Raw genomic sequence first — 17,065 nt, forward strand, 5'->3', positions numbered from 1 at the left:
AGCCATCGCAGCAAGGCATCCTGACAAACGCACCTATAAAAGCAGCTCGGCTTTTGATAATTTATATTAAATTGATTTTTTCAAGCTGATTCATCAATTTTGCGGAGATTTCCTGTATTCTTTGATTCAATCAGCTCATTGACCAAAGCGGCTGTTCGATAAAATTTCACTCTTTTCCCTTGATGGTTACAGGATTCTACACCAATCGCTGTAGCTAAATGCGTCTTGCCTGTGCCTAGGTCAAGTCCAAATTATTATGTAAATTCTTCTTTGATAGAAAGCATGGAGTTGAGACTTGACAACGCTCGATTGCTTATTGGAATTAATGAAACTGTACATTTATAAACTTATACTGGACTGATTTGCATATTTCTTCAATATATCAAGCAGACCATAATTGATTTTACAGTTTTTAAACGCGAACGATTGCATAATATCGTCAATTTTTTCTTCCGATAAACCTTTAAAAAGTTTTGCATATGCTGGCTGAATCAATGCCCCTGTATAGACTGTTAAAATGGCTTGAGAGAGACAAGCAACATTATGACTATGCACAATATCGGGATCTCCAATCACTTCTTCCAGATGAGCCGCCAATTCTTCAACCGCCTTTCTTGCCTTAAAGCCCGGAAGCCAAACCATCCAATCATCCGTATTTAGTGCATGTTTCAGCTTAATAATCGGAGCGATTCGCTGCATATATTCCGATTCCGGATCCAGCGTAACAAGCCCCATTACCCCGACATCTTTATAGGTCCATGTGGTCCAATGCGCCCCAAACTCTTCGAAAATACTAATTTGATCGTCTATAGCCCGCAAACGGTCAGGAATTTCATTGGCCGGTCCATTATACACTGAACCAAACTCCCCTACCCAAAGCGGAACATGATATTTTTCGGCAAACTTTGTGCCTTGGTGATTTTTAAATTCCTGCCTTTGCACTTCTTTATCCCAATATTTTCCCCCTACAACACGGGCATTTTTAGCATCTGCCACTCCCGGATATGGTCCTGGTCCAAATCCTGCCGCCGTATAGTTATGGCTGCTGTAGACCAGATTATCTGCAAACGGTGCTTCCAAGCCTTCGAACAAAGTCGAATATTTATCCCCTTCAAGAAAAATAATATGGTCAGGATCGATATTGCGCACAGCCTCGACCGTCCGTCTGTAAATGCGATTGATCCTGTCCCAATCCGGCTTGTAGTTGTTGAAAAACGTATGTGGGTAATCTCCGTGCGGTGTATTCACGCAAGGTTCATTCATCAAATTATAGCCGGCAATGACTGCTCTTCCCCGATAACGCCGTGCGAACTCTTCCCACAATGCGACAAATCGATCTTGATATGTCCGGTCATGCCAAAATAGGCTATGGCGGATATCATTATCTGAATGCCAGTGAGTATTTTGATACCCTTGCACAGCGTGAAGATCTAAAATAACGTACAACTCATGTTTCTCACACAAATTGATGATGTGATCCAAACGTTCAAATCCGCTTTCCTTGTAAGTAAACGGACGCTCATCATCCTCAAAATGCCGATAATTCAAAGGCAGACGGATTACATTGGCCCCCCAGCTCTTAATAAACCGAATATCGTCTTCTCCAAAGAAATAATGTCGCATTCTCTCAAACAAAAACTCTGCCTTCCCTTTTCCAATAACTTCAGCAACCGTATGGCGCAATGTATGCTCTGAACCCGTATAGCCGTTAATAAAATCCTCCATATTCATCCAGCCACCGATGCAAGTGCCTCTTAATTGAATAGGATTGCCTTTTTGGTCTGTAATCTTATTTTTAGTGACCTTAAGCATTTCCATATTTATCTCATCCCTTCTTCTGATCTATTTTTTAGTAAAAGGGGTATCATATTGCCGTCAGACGTCATTAATTCTAATCAAGATCAATAACCGTCTCGGATTTTGGAGCAATAAACATCCTCTTGGCATTTTCGATTAAGTTCAGAACAATATCGCCGCTTATACCCTCTTGTTGACAACCCGGAATGCCAAATTCTTAAAAACCGCTTACAAAAAGTTACCCAACAAATAGGACACATAGCTCTTACCTAAGTCAATTTTCGCCCTTAACCTATTTTTATTTTTCTCTCTCACTTTCGGACTCAGTCTAAGGTGTGAAGCTTTTTCCAAAGAGCATCACCGTTTATGCCATTTTGTATTTCCCCCCTTCTAGAAGGCTGGTGAAAAACGGTGATTTCTTCAAAACACCTGTCCGTGAATACAAAGAAGGACTGTTGTTGTGCTGTTTTTCTATTTGAGCAAAGCCCCTGTTGGAGCGTTTCCTACATTAAATCACCAACCTTCTAGAGATAGCCCTCTTTAATCTATGTCTTTATCCTTCTGTATACAAAAAAGCAACAAATACTTTTCTCAGCTGCCTACTGAGTATTAAATCCTATCAATTCCGATTAACATTTAAATAGTTTGTTTATACTATAAACTATTCATCTTTATTTTATCACTATTTTAAGAATATTATAACTATTTGTTTATGAATTCCAGGAATTGTCTATCATTTTTTTGGGTTAGAAGTTCAGTGAAAAAGTACACCCCAAGGGGGATGACGAGTAGATTCAGCCAGTAATGGCCGGTCAGCCCGATCGCCATATCCCCCTTATCTATTGGACTTATCCCAATCAAAACCGATCGCCTTCAAAAAAGCCCTTGCCAAAATCATATGCCCTGCAACGGACGGGTGAACACGATCCCAAGCTAATGCTGCAGGATAAAGAGTTTTCAGTACTTCATTAAACGCTGATTGGGTATCAACGAATATACTGTCTGTTTCTTCGGCAATCTTTTTGACGACTTTGCCATACTGATCCATCGTCCGGCGCATCGGGTCGTGTTCATTGCCTTCTATATAGAATGGAGTCATAAGGATTATTCCTGTAACGAGCGGTTTTGTCTCGACCACTAGGCTACGGAGTGTTTCCTCGTATTCGTCCAAGTACACATGCTTTTCTTTTATAAACGGCAAATCGTATTGCCGCCAAACATCGTTAATGCCAATCATGATTGATACCCAGTCTGGTTTTTGGGCAATGACATCTTCTTGCCATCTCGCTTTTAAATCCCGAACCGTATTGCCGCTAATTCCTTTGTTGACAACCCGGATGCCAAGTTCCGGATAAACCGCTTGCAGAAGACCATTGACATAAGAGACATATCCTGTGCCTAACGCTCCGAATAATCCTTCCCCCTCTGGCTTGGCGCGGTCGCAGTCTGTTATAGAATCGCCAATAAATAACAGTTTTTGTCCTTGGCCGATTTTCATTTTCTCTTCTCCTCCTTGAAAATTGCTAAATTAACGCTCCAACTAAATTACATGAAATATAGGCTTTTCAGGGATAAAATATATACATGCACAATGAAACATTAACGTCCGTATAAGTTGTTCCCACCCCGGTTATACTGCTCCTAGGAAATTTACGGAAAAAGGAGCGGAACAAGGATGAAACGGTTAAAAATTACCAACGACCACGGATGGACATCACGCACTCTCCGAAAGCAAGAGAGGAAAATCAAAAATGTTGCCCTGCGCCAACGCGTCATGGCTGTTCGCTTGGTCATGGAAGGATATCTGGGAAAAGACGTCGCTGCCATGCTCCATCTATGTCGCCAAAGTGTCGCCTTTTATGTGTCCTTATTCAACGAAGGTGGGCTCGATCTCCTGCTCGATCGGAAATCTCCACCAGGCCGGGAACCGTTTTTGACACCGGAACAGCAACAGGAACTGAAACAGACGATCTTGACCCGAACCCCGGCGGAACTCGGTTGGGACATCGCTGCTTCTTGGAATACGCGGATCCTTCAGTCCTATATCCGTGAACATTACGGGGTGACCATGTCCCGGGAAGGAATTCGGAAACTCTTGCATCGAATGAGACTGTCTTGGACCCGCCCCACCTATACCTTAGCCAAAGGCGACGCCGAACAACAGCAGGCGTTTAAAAAACAAATGGAGCTGATAAAAAAACCTAATCACTCCCGATATGATTCTTTTGTATGTCGATGAAACGCACATCCGGTCGTATCAAATCCTGCGAACCACTTGGTCGGAAGTGGGCCAACAAAAGCAAGTGCCCACCTATGGCCACCATGCCCACGTTTCGCTTTTTGGGGCCGTGAATGTGCTCAATGGAGAAACCATTCTTCACCGGGTGGCGGCCGCCAATGCCACCACGTTTTTGGATTTCTTGAGAATCCTCAAAAGCCATTACCCTGACAAATTGATGGTGCTCGTACTGGACAATGCTCGCATCCACCATGCCAAGATGGTCAAAGAATTCTTGCGCCAAGAGGAGGAATCGTTTCACCTGATCTTTCTGCCTCCATATTCCCCGCAGCTCAATCCGATCGAACGCTTGTGGAAATGGATCAAAGAGACGGTCATTGCGAATGTGTTTCATAAAGATCAAATAGATATTGATCGAGCCATTGCCCGGTTTATGGAATATATTGATCAACAACCGGAAGAGGTGCTTCGACGCTTGGGGTGTGCTGCGTGATGCAAAGGTTAACTTTTCAAGGTGCATTTATATAGATAGGTATATTGAAAAAACCCGTGGTGCTAGTTGAGTATTAAAGCTCAACTAGCCCAAGTGTCACCAACGAATACGCTAATAAGATGCCATCCAGCGCCACTTCAAATCCAGTAATGGAATTGGCGCGAATCTCCGTGATCCGATACTGGTCGACGAGAATAGAAAACACCGTCTCGATCACTTTGCGTTTCTGTTGAATCCACTTCTCCCATGCCTTGGACGGGCGATGTTTCTGTTTTTTTCGAGACGGAGTCCAAAGGGCCATTTGGTATTCTTCGTACAGCCTCTTTTGCAAGTCACAGCTAATGAACCCTTTGTCCCCGAGGTTATAGGGATGAGGAATTTGGGTCATCACGCTTTCGGCTGCGATTCGATCGTGACAGGATGCTTCGTCACCACATATCCCATGGGCAAACCTTGATCGGTCACTTGAAGGTGCAGCTTCAACCCGTAGTACCATTGCTTTTTGGAAGCGCAATACCCGATGTCGGCGATTCCTTGAAACCGTTTTGCACGGTGTATTCTCGCGGCATGGCACAACTCTAACCGCCAAGCTATCGACCACGGCATAGGCATGATGTTGGCCGCGTTTCGCCAGTTCATAGCGGATCCATTTCATCGCCCAACGCAGCGCCCGGCAACGACGGTTGTATCGGGAACGTTCGAGGAACTGCCCGTTGGTAAACAAATTTCCAGTGACCAATCGATGCCATGCTCGTTCGGAGGAAAAGCCGAGCAGCTTCCCTAAAATGTGAATCGCTATAATCACGTCATCTTCCTACTTGACTAAATGGCGGTTGCGGTGTTGAAGGTGCATCTGAATCGACGATAGTTGGACAGAGACAAAAAAGAAAATGGCGGCGTATTGCTTTTGAATCTTAGCTCGATCTGTAGTAAAATGAAAGTGCTCTTGCATGGGGATTCTCCTTTCAATGTTTGGTCGCACTTTCATTTTAAGGAGATCCACCAGCAAGGACTATTTTTTTGCTTGACCGGGTGGTTTATCTAGCACCACGGGTTGATAAAATAAAAAAGCTGGGCAGTACGGTTCGTAAACATTCCGACCAGCCAATCCATTTGCCTTGCCGTTTCATTTGGTCCGTTTTTTATACGTTCACACTGATCACTGTACGACGATTCCTGTTTCCATCAGAAAACGACAGGAGCCAAGCGACGGTTTGATTACGTGCTCTGTCGAATATACGGGAGACGTGTTCCTTCAAGGATGGTGTATAAAAAGCGCTTGATGCGCAACGTTGTATGGACACCTAAAAGACGTTTCTTGGCTTTGCTTGTCATCAGCTGTTGCAATCACAGTTCGTCCCTCATAGTTTATTCCAAACTTAGTACAACTAGCAACGAGAGTTTTGAAAATTCCCACACTGATCCTTTTTGTGGGCTCGCTCAATAAAGTATACCCTATTTTTCTTCGTTTCAAAAATAATACAACTGTTTTCATTAATGTTAAATTTTACATCCTCCCCTTCCTGATCCGTAACCTTAAACCGTCCTTGGATATAAATTTTGCAATCATTTCCCTTTAGCGACCGTATTTTAGCCTTTACCAATTCACAATCCTCCCAATATATATCTACTTCAAATGCTCCCCTAGCGCGCAATCCTCTGACAGATCCGCTCTTCCATGATCGGGGTATAGCGGGCAACAAACGGATTCCGCCATCGTGGCTTTGCAGAAGCATCTCGGCAATACCTGCTGTCCCCCCAAAATTCCCATCAATTTGGAAGGGAGGGTGGGTATCAAAAAGGTTGGGCAATGTAGACCGCTTTAACAATTCCAATATATTCTCGTAAGCCTTTTCGCCATCCCCAAGCCTTGCCCATAAATTAATAATCCAAGCTCTGCTCCAACCGGTGTGCCCGCCGCCGTGTGACAGCCTACGCTCTAACGTGACCCTCGCTGCTTTTGCAAGCTGCGGAGTGCGTTGCGGCATAATTTGCTGGCCTGGATAAAGCGCGAATAGGTGGGAAATATGCCGGTGGCCCGGCTCTGCTTCCTCATAGTCCTCCATCCATTCCATTATCTGTCCGTATTTTCCTATCTTTGGTTCCGGAATTAGTTTGATTACTTCTTCTAGGTGGCGGCGAAAGTGTTCGTCAATGGAAAGAGATTTGCTGGCTTCGATACAAGCCGTAAACAGCGCGTGCAAAATTTGATTATCCATGGAAGGCCCCATACACAATGTGCCTATCTCGCCATTTGGCAAAATGTATGAATTCTCTGGTGAAACAGATGGATTGGTTACTAAATACCCATCTTCCGTTTCAGATAGAAAATCAAGGAAAAAGATTACAGATTCTTTGATCGTTTCATAACTTTTCTTTAAATGCTCATCATCCCCTGTAAATTGATAATGCTCCCACAAATGCAAGCAAAGCCATGCTGCTCCCATCGGCCAGTATGTAGCGGGCAAATATACATCTTGTGGTGCAGTATCGCCCCAAATGTCTGTATTATGATGGGCTACAAACCCACGGCAACCATACATCACTCTCGCCGTATGACGCCCATTCGGGCGCATCCGTTCTATTAGATCAAAAAGGGGTTGATGACACTCAGAAAGATTGCATACCTCCGCCGGCCAATAGTTCATCTGTGTATTAATATTGATCGTATATTTGCTGTCCCATGGCGGCAACATCTGATCGTTCCAAATTCCTTGCAAATTGGCCGGCAAAGAGCCCGGGCGGCTGCTTGAAATCAACAAATACCTGCCAAATTGAAAATACAATTCGATAAGTCCAAAATCTTCCTTTCCACTCTTTACCCGCTCCAACCGTTGATCAGTCGGAAGCTGCTCAAGCTCTCGTTCATAATGATTTGTCAAATGAAGGTCCACTCGATTATATAAAGCTGTATAATCATGGATATGTTCGGCTTTTAGTGCATCATAATCGAAAACACGCTGCAGTTTCATCAAACAGGAATTTTTTGGATCTTTGGAACGAAAACTAGTTTCAGCCGCCAACAACAACGTGACTGCATTTGCCTTCTCTACAATGATATGTTCACCAATAGTCTGAACGCTCCCCCTATCCGGAATGGCTTTCAATGCCGCCGAGAAATCGGATCCACCTTTTCCGCCGCAATTTCCATACATGAAAATGCTATCTTGGTTCATGCGTTTTATTTCGTCCATATATCGGCCATTTCCTCTTGTCATTCTAACTGTAAACGAAATAAAACCATCCCGGTCGGCCGTTAGACGAATGACTAAAAGGCCCGCTGGGTAACTTGAAAAAATCTCCCTTTGATATCGGACACCGTTTGCGGTATACCGAATCGTTACTATCCCATTGTTTAAATTTAACTCCCTATGGTAGTCTTCAACATTGTGATGCCCAAAATCAATATATAAATCGCCCAAAGGCATATAATGCCGCTGCGTCTCAGGTACACCAGACAAGGCGAAAACGGCTAATTTTTCAGCCTCTTTAATTTTCCCCTCCTGTATTAAACGCCTAATTTTTGGGAGATAAAGGAGGGCATCGGGGTTGTTTCTGTCTACAAATCCTCCATACCAAACAGAATCTTCATTCAACTGAATATGCTCAACATCAGTCTTCCCGTAAATCATGGCACCTAACCGGCCATTTCCTATTGGCAATGCTTCATTCCACGTCATCGCAGGTTGCTTAAACCAAATTTTTCTCAATCTGTCCTTGATCACTTATTCCAACTCCTTTACTGCGAATATGTCCGCAAAAACCTCTGTTTTGCAGGTATCTGCCGCCTGTTGAAAAAACTTCAACAACTTCCTGCTATTGATTATTGATTCATTCAGCAAATGCGAATCCAATCTAACTGGACTGTTCCGCTGAACGTTATATAAATATCGTGCAGCCCTTCTATTTTCTCAAGCAAAGGAACCTCTATCACTTGAAAGGATGCTGTTTTCGAAGCAGCATATTTTCCAGCCAAAAGCCCGTCGGGAGACTCGATTCGCACCTCAATAGAGGCCTCATCCACTTCAACGCTCAAACATGCTAGAAATGTTCGACCGGCTTTGTTCATATCAACTCGATGGAAAGTAATCCAACTCCTTGGACCGTTGCTTCTTACACAATAACCATTTTTTTCCTTGATATAAACAATATCTACAGACTGATAGTCATCAAAATGAACAGCTTTAGTATCGATACACAAAACATGGGGAGGAATTTTCTCTCCTTTTACAGTAAAATCTGCCTCTGCGTAAATACACTTGGATGAACTCCCTACCATCACAGTATACGTTCCTTCTTCAACTAAGTACCTTTCTTCCGACACGTTCCATATGGCCAGATCTTTAGCATACAAGTCGAAAGAAACCTCTTTACTTTCCCCTTTTTTTAAATGGATCCGTTTAAATCCCTTAAGCGTCTTTAGCGGTCTTGGCACTGCTGATTGGTTGGCGCGAACGTAAAGCTGCACAACCTCATCCCCATCATAATCGCCGCAATTCTCAACCGTTACGGTGACTCTTATGCTTTCATCAAGCTCTATACAATGCCTGTCTATCCGAAAATCTCTATATTGAAAGGTTGTATAAGACAGCCCGTGCCCAAATGGATATAATTCATCACCATCAAAATACTGGTACGTTCTTTTTCCTTTAATGATGTCATAATCCATGATATCGGGAAGCTGGTCTGCAGAACGGTACCATGTCATGCTTAGTCTTCCTGCAGGATTGTACTCCCCAAACAATACATCTGACAATGCCCTTCCTAATTCCTGACCAGCATGAGAAGTATAAAGAATAGCCGGCACATGTTCATCTGCCCAATTCACCGCAAATGGATAACTGCCAACAATCACAACAATCGTATTTCGATTTGCTTCGAACACCTTTTGAATAAGCAGTTCTTGAGCTGGCGGGAGTTGAATATCAGGACGGTCGATACATTCTTTTCCGTTAATAAAAGGATTGTTGCCGACAAATACAATCGCTGCCTCAGCTTGTTTAGCAGCTTTTACCGCCTCGTCGATCCCACTGGCAACGACGTCGATCTCAAAATCATCAGAGGATGGAAATTGCTCCCGAACAGCCAGGGCTCCATCATTTTGTACGAACACATCATTTCCATTCCACGATTTCATCTGTACATAGTTTCCATTTTCATTGATTTGAAAAACCTCTTTCACAAACCATCCTTTTGCCTCCTGCGACACCGCTGCTAAATAATTGTCATTATCAACCGCAACAAACTTTTCATTGCTCGCAGAATGCAGCGTATGACTTCCCCATCCCCAATCAGCATGAATAAATACCTCTCCCTGATCAGCCGTCTCCCCGGTCGCATACAACAAATGCGTTTTTTCATCCAACCGGATATATTTCCCTGTTAAAACTGAGCGAATTCGGATGCGGTCAAGCCCATCCGCATATATTACTTTGTCTCCTGCTCTTTCTACAATGCCCTGCAGAGGGGTGATTTTGTATGGCGGTGTGCCGCTGTACCAGTCTGTATGCACCTCGTTCGCTAAAGAGCCGATGACCGCTACTTTATCGATCTTATCGATTTTTAAGGGAAGAATCCCTTCATTTTTTAACAAGACGATAGATTCTCGTGCTGCACGCAAGGAAAGTCGGCTATGTTCTTCGCAACATAATCGGCTCTCAGGAATAAACGAGTAAGGATTTCGTTGCGGCGGATCAAATTCTCCTAATCGAAAACGAACACGAAACGTATTTTTTAGTGCCTCATCTAAATCTTTTTCTGTTAACAATCCCTCTTCCAACGCTTGGCGAATAGCTGGGAGAATAATATTTTTGTCATCCGTAATGCTGTCAACCCCGTTTTTAATAGATAATGCGACAGCTTCTGCATATGAATCCACATATCGATGCTCCCGAACCGTTCCTACCACGTCACCCGCATCGCTGACAACAAATCCATCCATTCCCCACTGTTTTTTTACTACATTTTTTACATCGCCACGCACATTACAAGGCACTCCATTCACCGCATTATAAGCGGTCATAATTGATTGCACTTTACCTTCTCTCACCTGCATTTCGAACGCCTTATAATAATACTCTCTCATATTACGCGGAGTTACTGTAACGGAACACTCCCCACGATCTTTTTCATTATTGTTAGCGAAAAAATGTTTTAGTGTTGCTGCCGCCTTTAAATAATATTGATCATCCCCCTGTATTCCTTTAATAAGCGCCGTTGTCAGTTTTCCGGTTAAATAAGGATCTTCACCATATGCTTCCTCTGTCCGCCCCCATCTAGGATCTCGCACCATATCGACAGTCGGCGCCCAAATCGTCAGGCCATTTAGCTCTGGATCTTTTTGATAATAAATCCTCGCCTCGGTCGCAATCACATCTCCGATTTGCTTCATTAATCCTTCATTCCATGTACATGATAAACCGATATTTTGCGGAAACACAGTCGCCTTCCCCAACCAAGCAACGCCGTGTGCGCCTTCCGTACCATGCTTATATTTCCTAATTCCCAGCCGTTTTATTTCGTCTTGATATTGGCACATAAGATGGATCTTTTCTTCTAGCGTTAAGCGGGAAATTAAATCCTCTACCCTTTCGTCGATGGGGAGTTCGGGATTTTGAAAAGGATAAGAAACCATCACAAATAAACACTCCTATTATTCAATTTTTTCTTTAAGTCGGAATCCTACGACTCAACTCGTCCCGTTTTAATGACATTTTGATACCAATAAAAACTATCTTTCTTTACCCTTTCCAATGTATCGAAGTCGACAAATACAATTCCGAACCGTTTGCTGTAGCCTTCCGCCCATTCAAAATTATCTAACAGTGACCACGCCATATATCCTTTGATCGGTATCCCTTCCTCAATACATCTCTGCACTTGAATAAGGTGCTGCTTCATATATTGAATTCTCCGCCGGTCATGAACTTGGCCGTTTACCGGTTCATCGTTGATGCATGCTCCATTTTCTGTAATATAAATAGAAATATTAGGATATTTATTTTTAATGTAACATAAAGATTCATATAGTCCTCTTGCATCGATTGGCCAACCGATATCCGTCTTCTCATATCCCACGTCCACCGCTTCACTTTGGAGAATCCCTGCATCTTCACGGAATCGATTGACGCTAGCGGAGTAATAGTTTACTCCTAAAAAGTCAATCGGCTGCGATATTGTCTCCATGTCTCCCTGTTGAATAGGCACCGTTACACCAGCTTTTTGAAAATGAGTCATCAAAACATCTGGATACTTTCCAAAAAATATAGGGTCCATGAACCAATCCCCAGTCCAAGCAATGGTGCGCAAACAAGCCTCCACATCTTCCTGCTTAGATGTAAACGGAACGGCCCAGCTAATGTTTGGGGCGATTCCAATTTCACCATCTATCCCCATTTCTCTAAACTTTTGAACCGTTTTTCCGTGCGCAATCAACAAATGATGGGCAACGTTTGTTGCCAACTGTAAATCTTTATACCCAGGAGCATGCGCTCCAAAATAGTTCGATAAATAGGAAATGCACCATGGTTCGTTAAACGTAATCCATTTTTTAATTTTTCCGTTGAACTCGGAAAACATTAAGCTGGCATACTCTACAAAATCATCAATGGTTTGGCGGTTATTCCACCCCCCTTCTTCTTGCAACACCTGTGGCAAATCCCAGTGATACAATGTGCAAAGAGGCTCGATTTCATTTTGGAGCAATTCATCAACCAACCGGTGATAAAATTCCAACCCCTTTCGGTTAATATCCCCCCTTCCTTTTGGAAAGATGCGGGGCCATGAAATAGAAAAGCGGTACATATGAACACCGAGTTCCTTCATTAACGCAATATCTTCCGGGTAACGATGGTAACTGTCGCACGCAATGTCGCCGTTATCCCCATTCAATACATTTCCCGGCGTATGGGAAAATACATCCCAAATAGACAATCCTCTCCCATCCTCGTTAAATGCTCCCTCAATTTGATATGCAGCTGTTGCCACTCCCCACTTAAAATCTTTCGGAAATTGAAAGGTTGTCATTCTCCATCCCTCACTTACAATAAAATTTCGACTTCCTTTGCATACGGTTTAGGAACTACCTTCAGTCCGAGGGGTGTGCTTTCACAAACAGCACCTAGGAGGCTGGAAAATTGATCGATCCCCCTTAAAACCACTGACCAATGTTTCGCCGTTTCCTTGCCCGCTGTAATAATTATTTTGTTTCCTTCGCGTCTCGCCAGTACAGACTGTTCCATTTCTCCGTCTGTATTGTAAATATGTGTGCTTGCCGTTTTTCCGTCTTCCAGCTCAAAAACATGAAATTCAACATGATCCATATAATCGTAAACCGGAGTCGTATCATTGCTTCCGATCGCAATGATTGAGTTGGGCCTTACAAATAAAGGCAGGCTCATATAATCGTAAGTTTCTTTCAACCATCTTCCACCTTTTATCTGTTTGTTAGATAATAGGTGAGTCCATACCCCTTCCGGTAAATAATAAGATGCAATGCCTTCCCCATTAAAAATTGGCGCAACTAATAGCGAATCTCCAAACATGTATTGACGATCAAGATAGTCGCAAGACGGGTCATCTGAAAACTCGAGAACCATCGCCCTCATCATCGGTATTCCTTCATTAGCTGATTTTACTGCCTGGGCATATATGTACGGCATTAATTTATATTTCAATTTGGTAAAAAATCTTGTGACATCGACGGCTTCCTCATCAAACAACCATGGAACCCTGTACGATTGATTGCCATGCAAGCGGCTATGGCTCGACAATAGCCCAAATGCCGTCCAACGTTTGTACAAGTCCGCTGATGCGGTATTTTCAAATCCTCCTATATCATGGCTCCAAAACCCAAACCCTGATAATCCGAGAGATAATCCGCCGCGCAAGCTTTCCGCCATTGATTCGTATGTCGCATAGCAGTCCCCACCCCAGTGAACAGGAAACTGTTGGCTCCCAACTGTGGCGGACCGTGCGAACAAAACAGCTTCATTTTTCCCTCTCTTTTCAACTAGCACTTCGTAAACTACTTTATTGTACAAGTACGTATAATAGTTATGCATTTTTTGCGGATCGGCTCCATTGTAATAAACGACATCGGTAGGGATTCTTTCTCCGAAATCTGTCTTAAAGCAATCGACCCCCATATCCACTAACCTTCTCAAATGGTCCGCATACCACCGGCAAGCTTCCGGATTCGTGAAATCGACAATCCCCATCCCCGGTTGCCATTTATCCCATTGCCATACATCGCCGTTCTCTTTTCGCAACAAATACCCTTTTTCACACGCTTCTTGAAACAGCTTGGAACGTTGGGCAATGTAAGGATTGATCCAGACGCATATTTTCAATCCCTTTTGTTTAAGTCTTTCAATCATTCCTTCCGGATCAGGAAATATATCCCGATCCCACTCAAAATCACACCAATGAAACGCCTTCATCCAAAAACAGTCAAAATGAAAGACACTTAACGGAATGTCACGGCTTAACATTCCGTCTACAAATCGGTTCACCGTTTCCTCGTCATAATCCGTTGTAAAGGAAGTCGTTAACCACAAACCGAAAGACCATGCTGGAGGCAAAGAAGGTTTGCCAGTCAGTATCGTGTAATTATTAAGCACACTTTTTAATGAGTCTCCTCCAATTATGAAATAGTGAAGCGACTCTCCCTCGACACTAAATTGCACTTTCGATACCCTCTCGGAACCGACTTCAAATGATACGTTTTCCGGGTGATTAACAAATACACCATACCCTCTGTTTGAAAGGTAAAACGGGATATTTTTATAAGCTTGCTCTGTGCTCGTTCCTCCATCTCGATTCCATATTTCCACCGATTGCCCATTCTTCACAAAGTGGGTAAACCGCTCTCCAAGGCCATAAATGTTTTCTGCCACAGATAAATTTAGTTCTTCCCGAATATACGTCTTTCCATCTGGCCCAGTAATATGCGCCATTGACTTATACTCGCTGCCTGTTAGTCTTTTGTTATCATAAAAATATTCCACTTTCCAATTTCCTTGTTTAGGGATATGGACAGCCATCTTTCCGCTTTTCATGATAACCATGGAATCCGAATCGATAATTTCAACAGAAACGTTAGCCTGTTCATTGATATGAAAATGAGGGAAACGTTTTTTTCTTCCTTGATGCCGATCAATACGGACGGAAATTACATCCGCCATCGGTGAAGAAAACGTAATGGTTAATAACGGTACATCGAGCTGGGCTGACCGCTCTGTCACATCTTTAGGAGCGACCAATACTTCAACCGCACGATCTTTAATATAAGTTCGATACGGTTGAATCGCATAAATGAAATGAAATCCCTCACGTGTTAGCCAGTTGCCATCAATAAACTTCATCTTCTCACCTCTTGTTCTATGAAGGGGAAGAAGGAGCCGGTTGCTAATCTTCAACTGCTCCTTAACCCCTCTTCCCATTTGAGAGTTGAACGTTAAATTTAATTGTCCTGCCACAGTTTGACTCGTTCTTTAACTAGTTTCGTATACTCTTTCTCAGCCTTTTCGACCCCTGCTTTTTCTAAGTCTTCCATAAATTGATCCCATACTTTATCAAAATCAGACGGTTTTGCCAAAATCGCTTCTGGAATCCGTTTTTTCACAATGTCAAGCAATCTTTGATTGATGACGCTTAACTCTGAATTAGCAGGAACTGGTATATTCCAAGCAGCTCCCCATGGTTTCACTGGAAACTCTTCTTTTTGCGGATATAAATCTTTCCACATTTCTACCCCGTAATGTTTAAGTACATCTTTTTCTACATCGGTGTAAGATGCTTTAACTTGTTCCGGAGACGCAATCGTATATGTTTGCCCAGTAGAATCTTTCACACCATCTCCATAGGACGGAGCAAACCCTTTTAATACACCAATTCCTGTTTTCTTCGAGTAGTTTGCATCATTATTTCGTTTTTCCATTTCTTCTTTCGGAATGACTCGTTTTCCGTCAACAACTTTATAATGGACGCCTTCAATCCCCCAGTTTTGTAAAATTTGACCTTCCTCGGATGCCAAGTAGTCAATAAATTTAATAGCACGGACTGGATCTTTGCAGTCGACACTAATGCCGATTCCCCATCCTCCTAAATACCCTGTATCTTGGAAATTATGATGTTTATATTCCTCGGTTAATGTTACTGGATACATTCCGTACATTCGGTCATATTTTCCTGCCTCGCGCAATGCTCTTTGGGCATCGGCTACTTCCCAATCGGCATCGATCAATCCTAATACACGACCAGACGAAATTTTCGCCAAGTATTGATCATATTTTTGAACAAAGCTTTCAGGATCCAGCAATCCGATGTCGTTCATATGATTCAGCCACCGGAAGTATTCTTTTTCTTCTGGCCGGCGATAATGCAAAGTCGCTTTGTATGTTTTTGGATCAATATAGTATTCTCCGTCATCAGGCGCGCCCGTCGCCCAGAAAGCAGGGTTGGTCGTTGAGATCATAATGCGCCAATCGTCGGCTAAAAGCGATAACCCAATCGTCGGCTGCCCATCAATCGTAGGATGTTTTTCTTTATATGTCTTAATGGCATTTTCGAAGTCTTTGACTGTTCTGATTTTAGGATAGCCTAACTCCTTTACAACAGCATGCTGGAGCATGAACCCGTTTCCTGGGCTCCAGTAAGTTTGATCAATCGGAGCTGTAGGCAAGATATAAATTGAAGGGTCATCTTTGCTCCATTTCAAACGGCTTAAATACTTTCCATATATTTTCTTCAGATTAGGTGCATATTTTTCAATCAAATCTGTTAAGTCAATCAGAGCTCCTGCTTCTACTAATTTATCAGCATTCCCTTTCGGCAAGATTAAGTCCGGGTACTCGCCGCTTGCGACCATAAGGGCGATTTTTTGCTGCCCGCCATTCACATCAAATTCGGCTTTTAATTTTATGCCTGTTTTTTCTGTCACTTTTTTGCTAACCGGACTTTCCATATTATCCCATTGGGAATGTGGGTCTGCGCTGAATAACGTTAACGTAATGGGCTCATTTGACCCTTTTTTGTTTTTTTCGTTGGCAGTTTCCTTCGAGGTGGCACTGCAGGCACTACTCACTAAAAGGATCAATACAAACAGCAATGAAACGATTTTGTTTCTGAGCTTGCTCATTTCCTTGTTCCCCCTCGTATAGTATGTTTAGAAAGATTTTTTAATCGAATTTCCAGTTGGATATGCTCCTTGATAATCGCATATTCTTGGGTGACTTGCCCACGAGTGAGGGGCGCGCCCCTCACTCGTGGGTCGCACCACATCGGGGTTGGACTTTTCGCGATGTTCCTGGATAATGGTCTTAAGGATCATCGGGGACACTCTTCTTCCCCCTGTAGCTTTGACTACTTTCAAAGTCTGTCTCCCCGGCTCCTGTTCGGACTTCTAACCCGCAGGCTGTTCCCGTTGGTTTCCCATGCTGGAAGGAGCAGCTTCCAGGCAGCCCATGGCCCAACGTGAGTTCTCATACGCGAGGGTGACTGGTCAACAGGCGCAGTCCGGGGGCATCCCGAAGAGT

The 17,065-nt window shown here is 43.2% G+C and carries 11 protein-coding genes; 2 read left to right on the forward strand and 9 right to left on the reverse strand.

The window, feature by feature from the left end; genetic code table 11:
• Positions 1-80: 80 nt before the first annotated feature.
• The 3 genes from ETR37_RS20055 to ETR37_RS04465 form a co-directional block, all read right to left on the reverse strand.
• Positions 81-206, reverse strand: coding sequence for a hypothetical protein (locus ETR37_RS20055; protein WP_205728137.1), 126 nt, complete (start codon positions 204-206; stop codon positions 81-83).
• A 133-nt stretch (positions 207-339) separates the two neighbouring features.
• Complete coding sequence (locus ETR37_RS04460; RefSeq protein ID WP_205728135.1) at positions 340-1,818, reverse strand: glycoside hydrolase family 5 protein; 1,479 nt, start codon at positions 1,816-1,818, stop codon at positions 340-342.
• An 814-nt stretch (positions 1,819-2,632) separates the two neighbouring features.
• The gene (locus ETR37_RS04465; RefSeq protein ID WP_013877023.1) at positions 2,633-3,295 is read right to left on the reverse strand and encodes an SGNH/GDSL hydrolase family protein; all 663 of its coding nucleotides are present in this window, start codon (positions 3,293-3,295) and stop codon (positions 2,633-2,635) included.
• Between the two features lie 177 nt (positions 3,296-3,472).
• On the opposite strand from ETR37_RS04465, the gene ETR37_RS19360 reads away from it, so the two are divergent.
• Together ETR37_RS19360 and ETR37_RS19365 are read left to right on the forward strand one after the other, a co-directional pair.
• Positions 3,473-4,036 (forward strand): helix-turn-helix domain-containing protein, encoded by a 564-nt coding sequence (locus ETR37_RS19360; RefSeq protein WP_129446943.1) that lies wholly within the window; start codon positions 3,473-3,475, stop codon positions 4,034-4,036.
• Entirely contained in the window at positions 4,023-4,529 is a 507-nt protein-coding gene (locus ETR37_RS19365; protein ID WP_240673873.1) for an IS630 family transposase, read from the forward strand. Before ETR37_RS19360 ends, ETR37_RS19365 begins: the two co-directional genes overlap by 14 nt.
• A 73-nt stretch (positions 4,530-4,602) precedes the next feature.
• Here ETR37_RS19365 and ETR37_RS04480 read toward each other — a convergent pair whose 3' ends face one another.
• The 6 genes from ETR37_RS04480 to ETR37_RS04505 all read right to left on the reverse strand — a co-directional run bounded on the left by ETR37_RS04480 (position 4,603) and on the right by ETR37_RS04505 (position 16,668).
• Positions 4,603-5,334, reverse strand: coding sequence for a transposase (locus tag ETR37_RS04480; protein ID WP_483299676.1), 732 nt, complete (start codon positions 5,332-5,334; stop codon positions 4,603-4,605).
• 583 nt (positions 5,335-5,917) lie between these two features.
• Positions 5,918-8,254, reverse strand: coding sequence for a glycoside hydrolase family 95 protein (locus ETR37_RS04485; RefSeq protein ID WP_129446946.1), 2,337 nt, complete (start codon positions 8,252-8,254; stop codon positions 5,918-5,920).
• Positions 8,255-8,364: 110 nt separating this feature from the next.
• On the reverse strand, positions 8,365-11,163 hold the full coding sequence (locus tag ETR37_RS04490) for a glycoside hydrolase family 3 C-terminal domain-containing protein (RefSeq protein ID WP_129446973.1): 2,799 nt from the start codon (positions 11,161-11,163) through the stop codon (positions 8,365-8,367).
• A 47-nt stretch (positions 11,164-11,210) separates the two neighbouring features.
• Entirely contained in the window at positions 11,211-12,554 is a 1,344-nt protein-coding gene (locus ETR37_RS04495) for a GH1 family beta-glucosidase (protein WP_129446947.1), read from the reverse strand.
• A gap of 14 nt (positions 12,555-12,568) precedes the next feature.
• On the reverse strand, positions 12,569-14,893 hold the full coding sequence (yicI, locus tag ETR37_RS04500) for an alpha-xylosidase (protein ID WP_129446948.1): 2,325 nt from the start codon (positions 14,891-14,893) through the stop codon (positions 12,569-12,571).
• A gap of 98 nt (positions 14,894-14,991) precedes the next feature.
• Positions 14,992-16,668 carry an ABC transporter substrate-binding protein gene (locus ETR37_RS04505; protein WP_129446950.1) on the reverse strand — a complete coding sequence of 559 codons (1,677 nt, stop codon included), beginning with the start codon at positions 16,666-16,668 and terminating at the stop codon, positions 14,992-14,994.
• Positions 16,669-17,065: the final 397 nt, after the last annotated feature.

The sequence above is a fragment of the Geobacillus sp. PK12 genome, from assembly GCF_004123125.1.
In the GTDB taxonomy this organism is placed as follows: Bacteria; Bacillota; Bacilli; order Bacillales; family Anoxybacillaceae; genus Geobacillus; species Geobacillus zalihae.

What these genes read in the sequence shown, in the direction of transcription:
- ETR37_RS04460 (WP_205728135.1), bottom strand. Translation starts at nt 1,818, where the DNA reads ATGGAAATGCTTAAGGTCACTAAAAATAAGATTACAGACCAAAAAGGC.
- ETR37_RS04465 (WP_013877023.1), bottom strand. Translation starts at nt 3,295, where the DNA reads ATGAAAATCGGCCAAGGACAAAAACTGTTATTTATTGGCGATTCTATA.
- ETR37_RS19360 (WP_129446943.1), top strand. Translation starts at nt 3,473, where the DNA reads ATGAAACGGTTAAAAATTACCAACGACCACGGATGGACATCACGCACT.
- ETR37_RS04490 (WP_129446973.1), bottom strand. Translation starts at nt 11,163, where the DNA reads ATGGTTTCTTATCCTTTTCAAAATCCCGAACTCCCCATCGACGAAAGG.
- ETR37_RS04495 (WP_129446947.1), bottom strand. Translation starts at nt 12,554, where the DNA reads ATGACAACCTTTCAATTTCCGAAAGATTTTAAGTGGGGAGTGGCAACA.
- yicI (WP_129446948.1), bottom strand. Translation starts at nt 14,893, where the DNA reads ATGAAGTTTATTGATGGCAACTGGCTAACACGTGAGGGATTTCATTTC.
- ETR37_RS04505 (WP_129446950.1), bottom strand. Translation starts at nt 16,668, where the DNA reads ATGAGCAAGCTCAGAAACAAAATCGTTTCATTGCTGTTTGTATTGATC.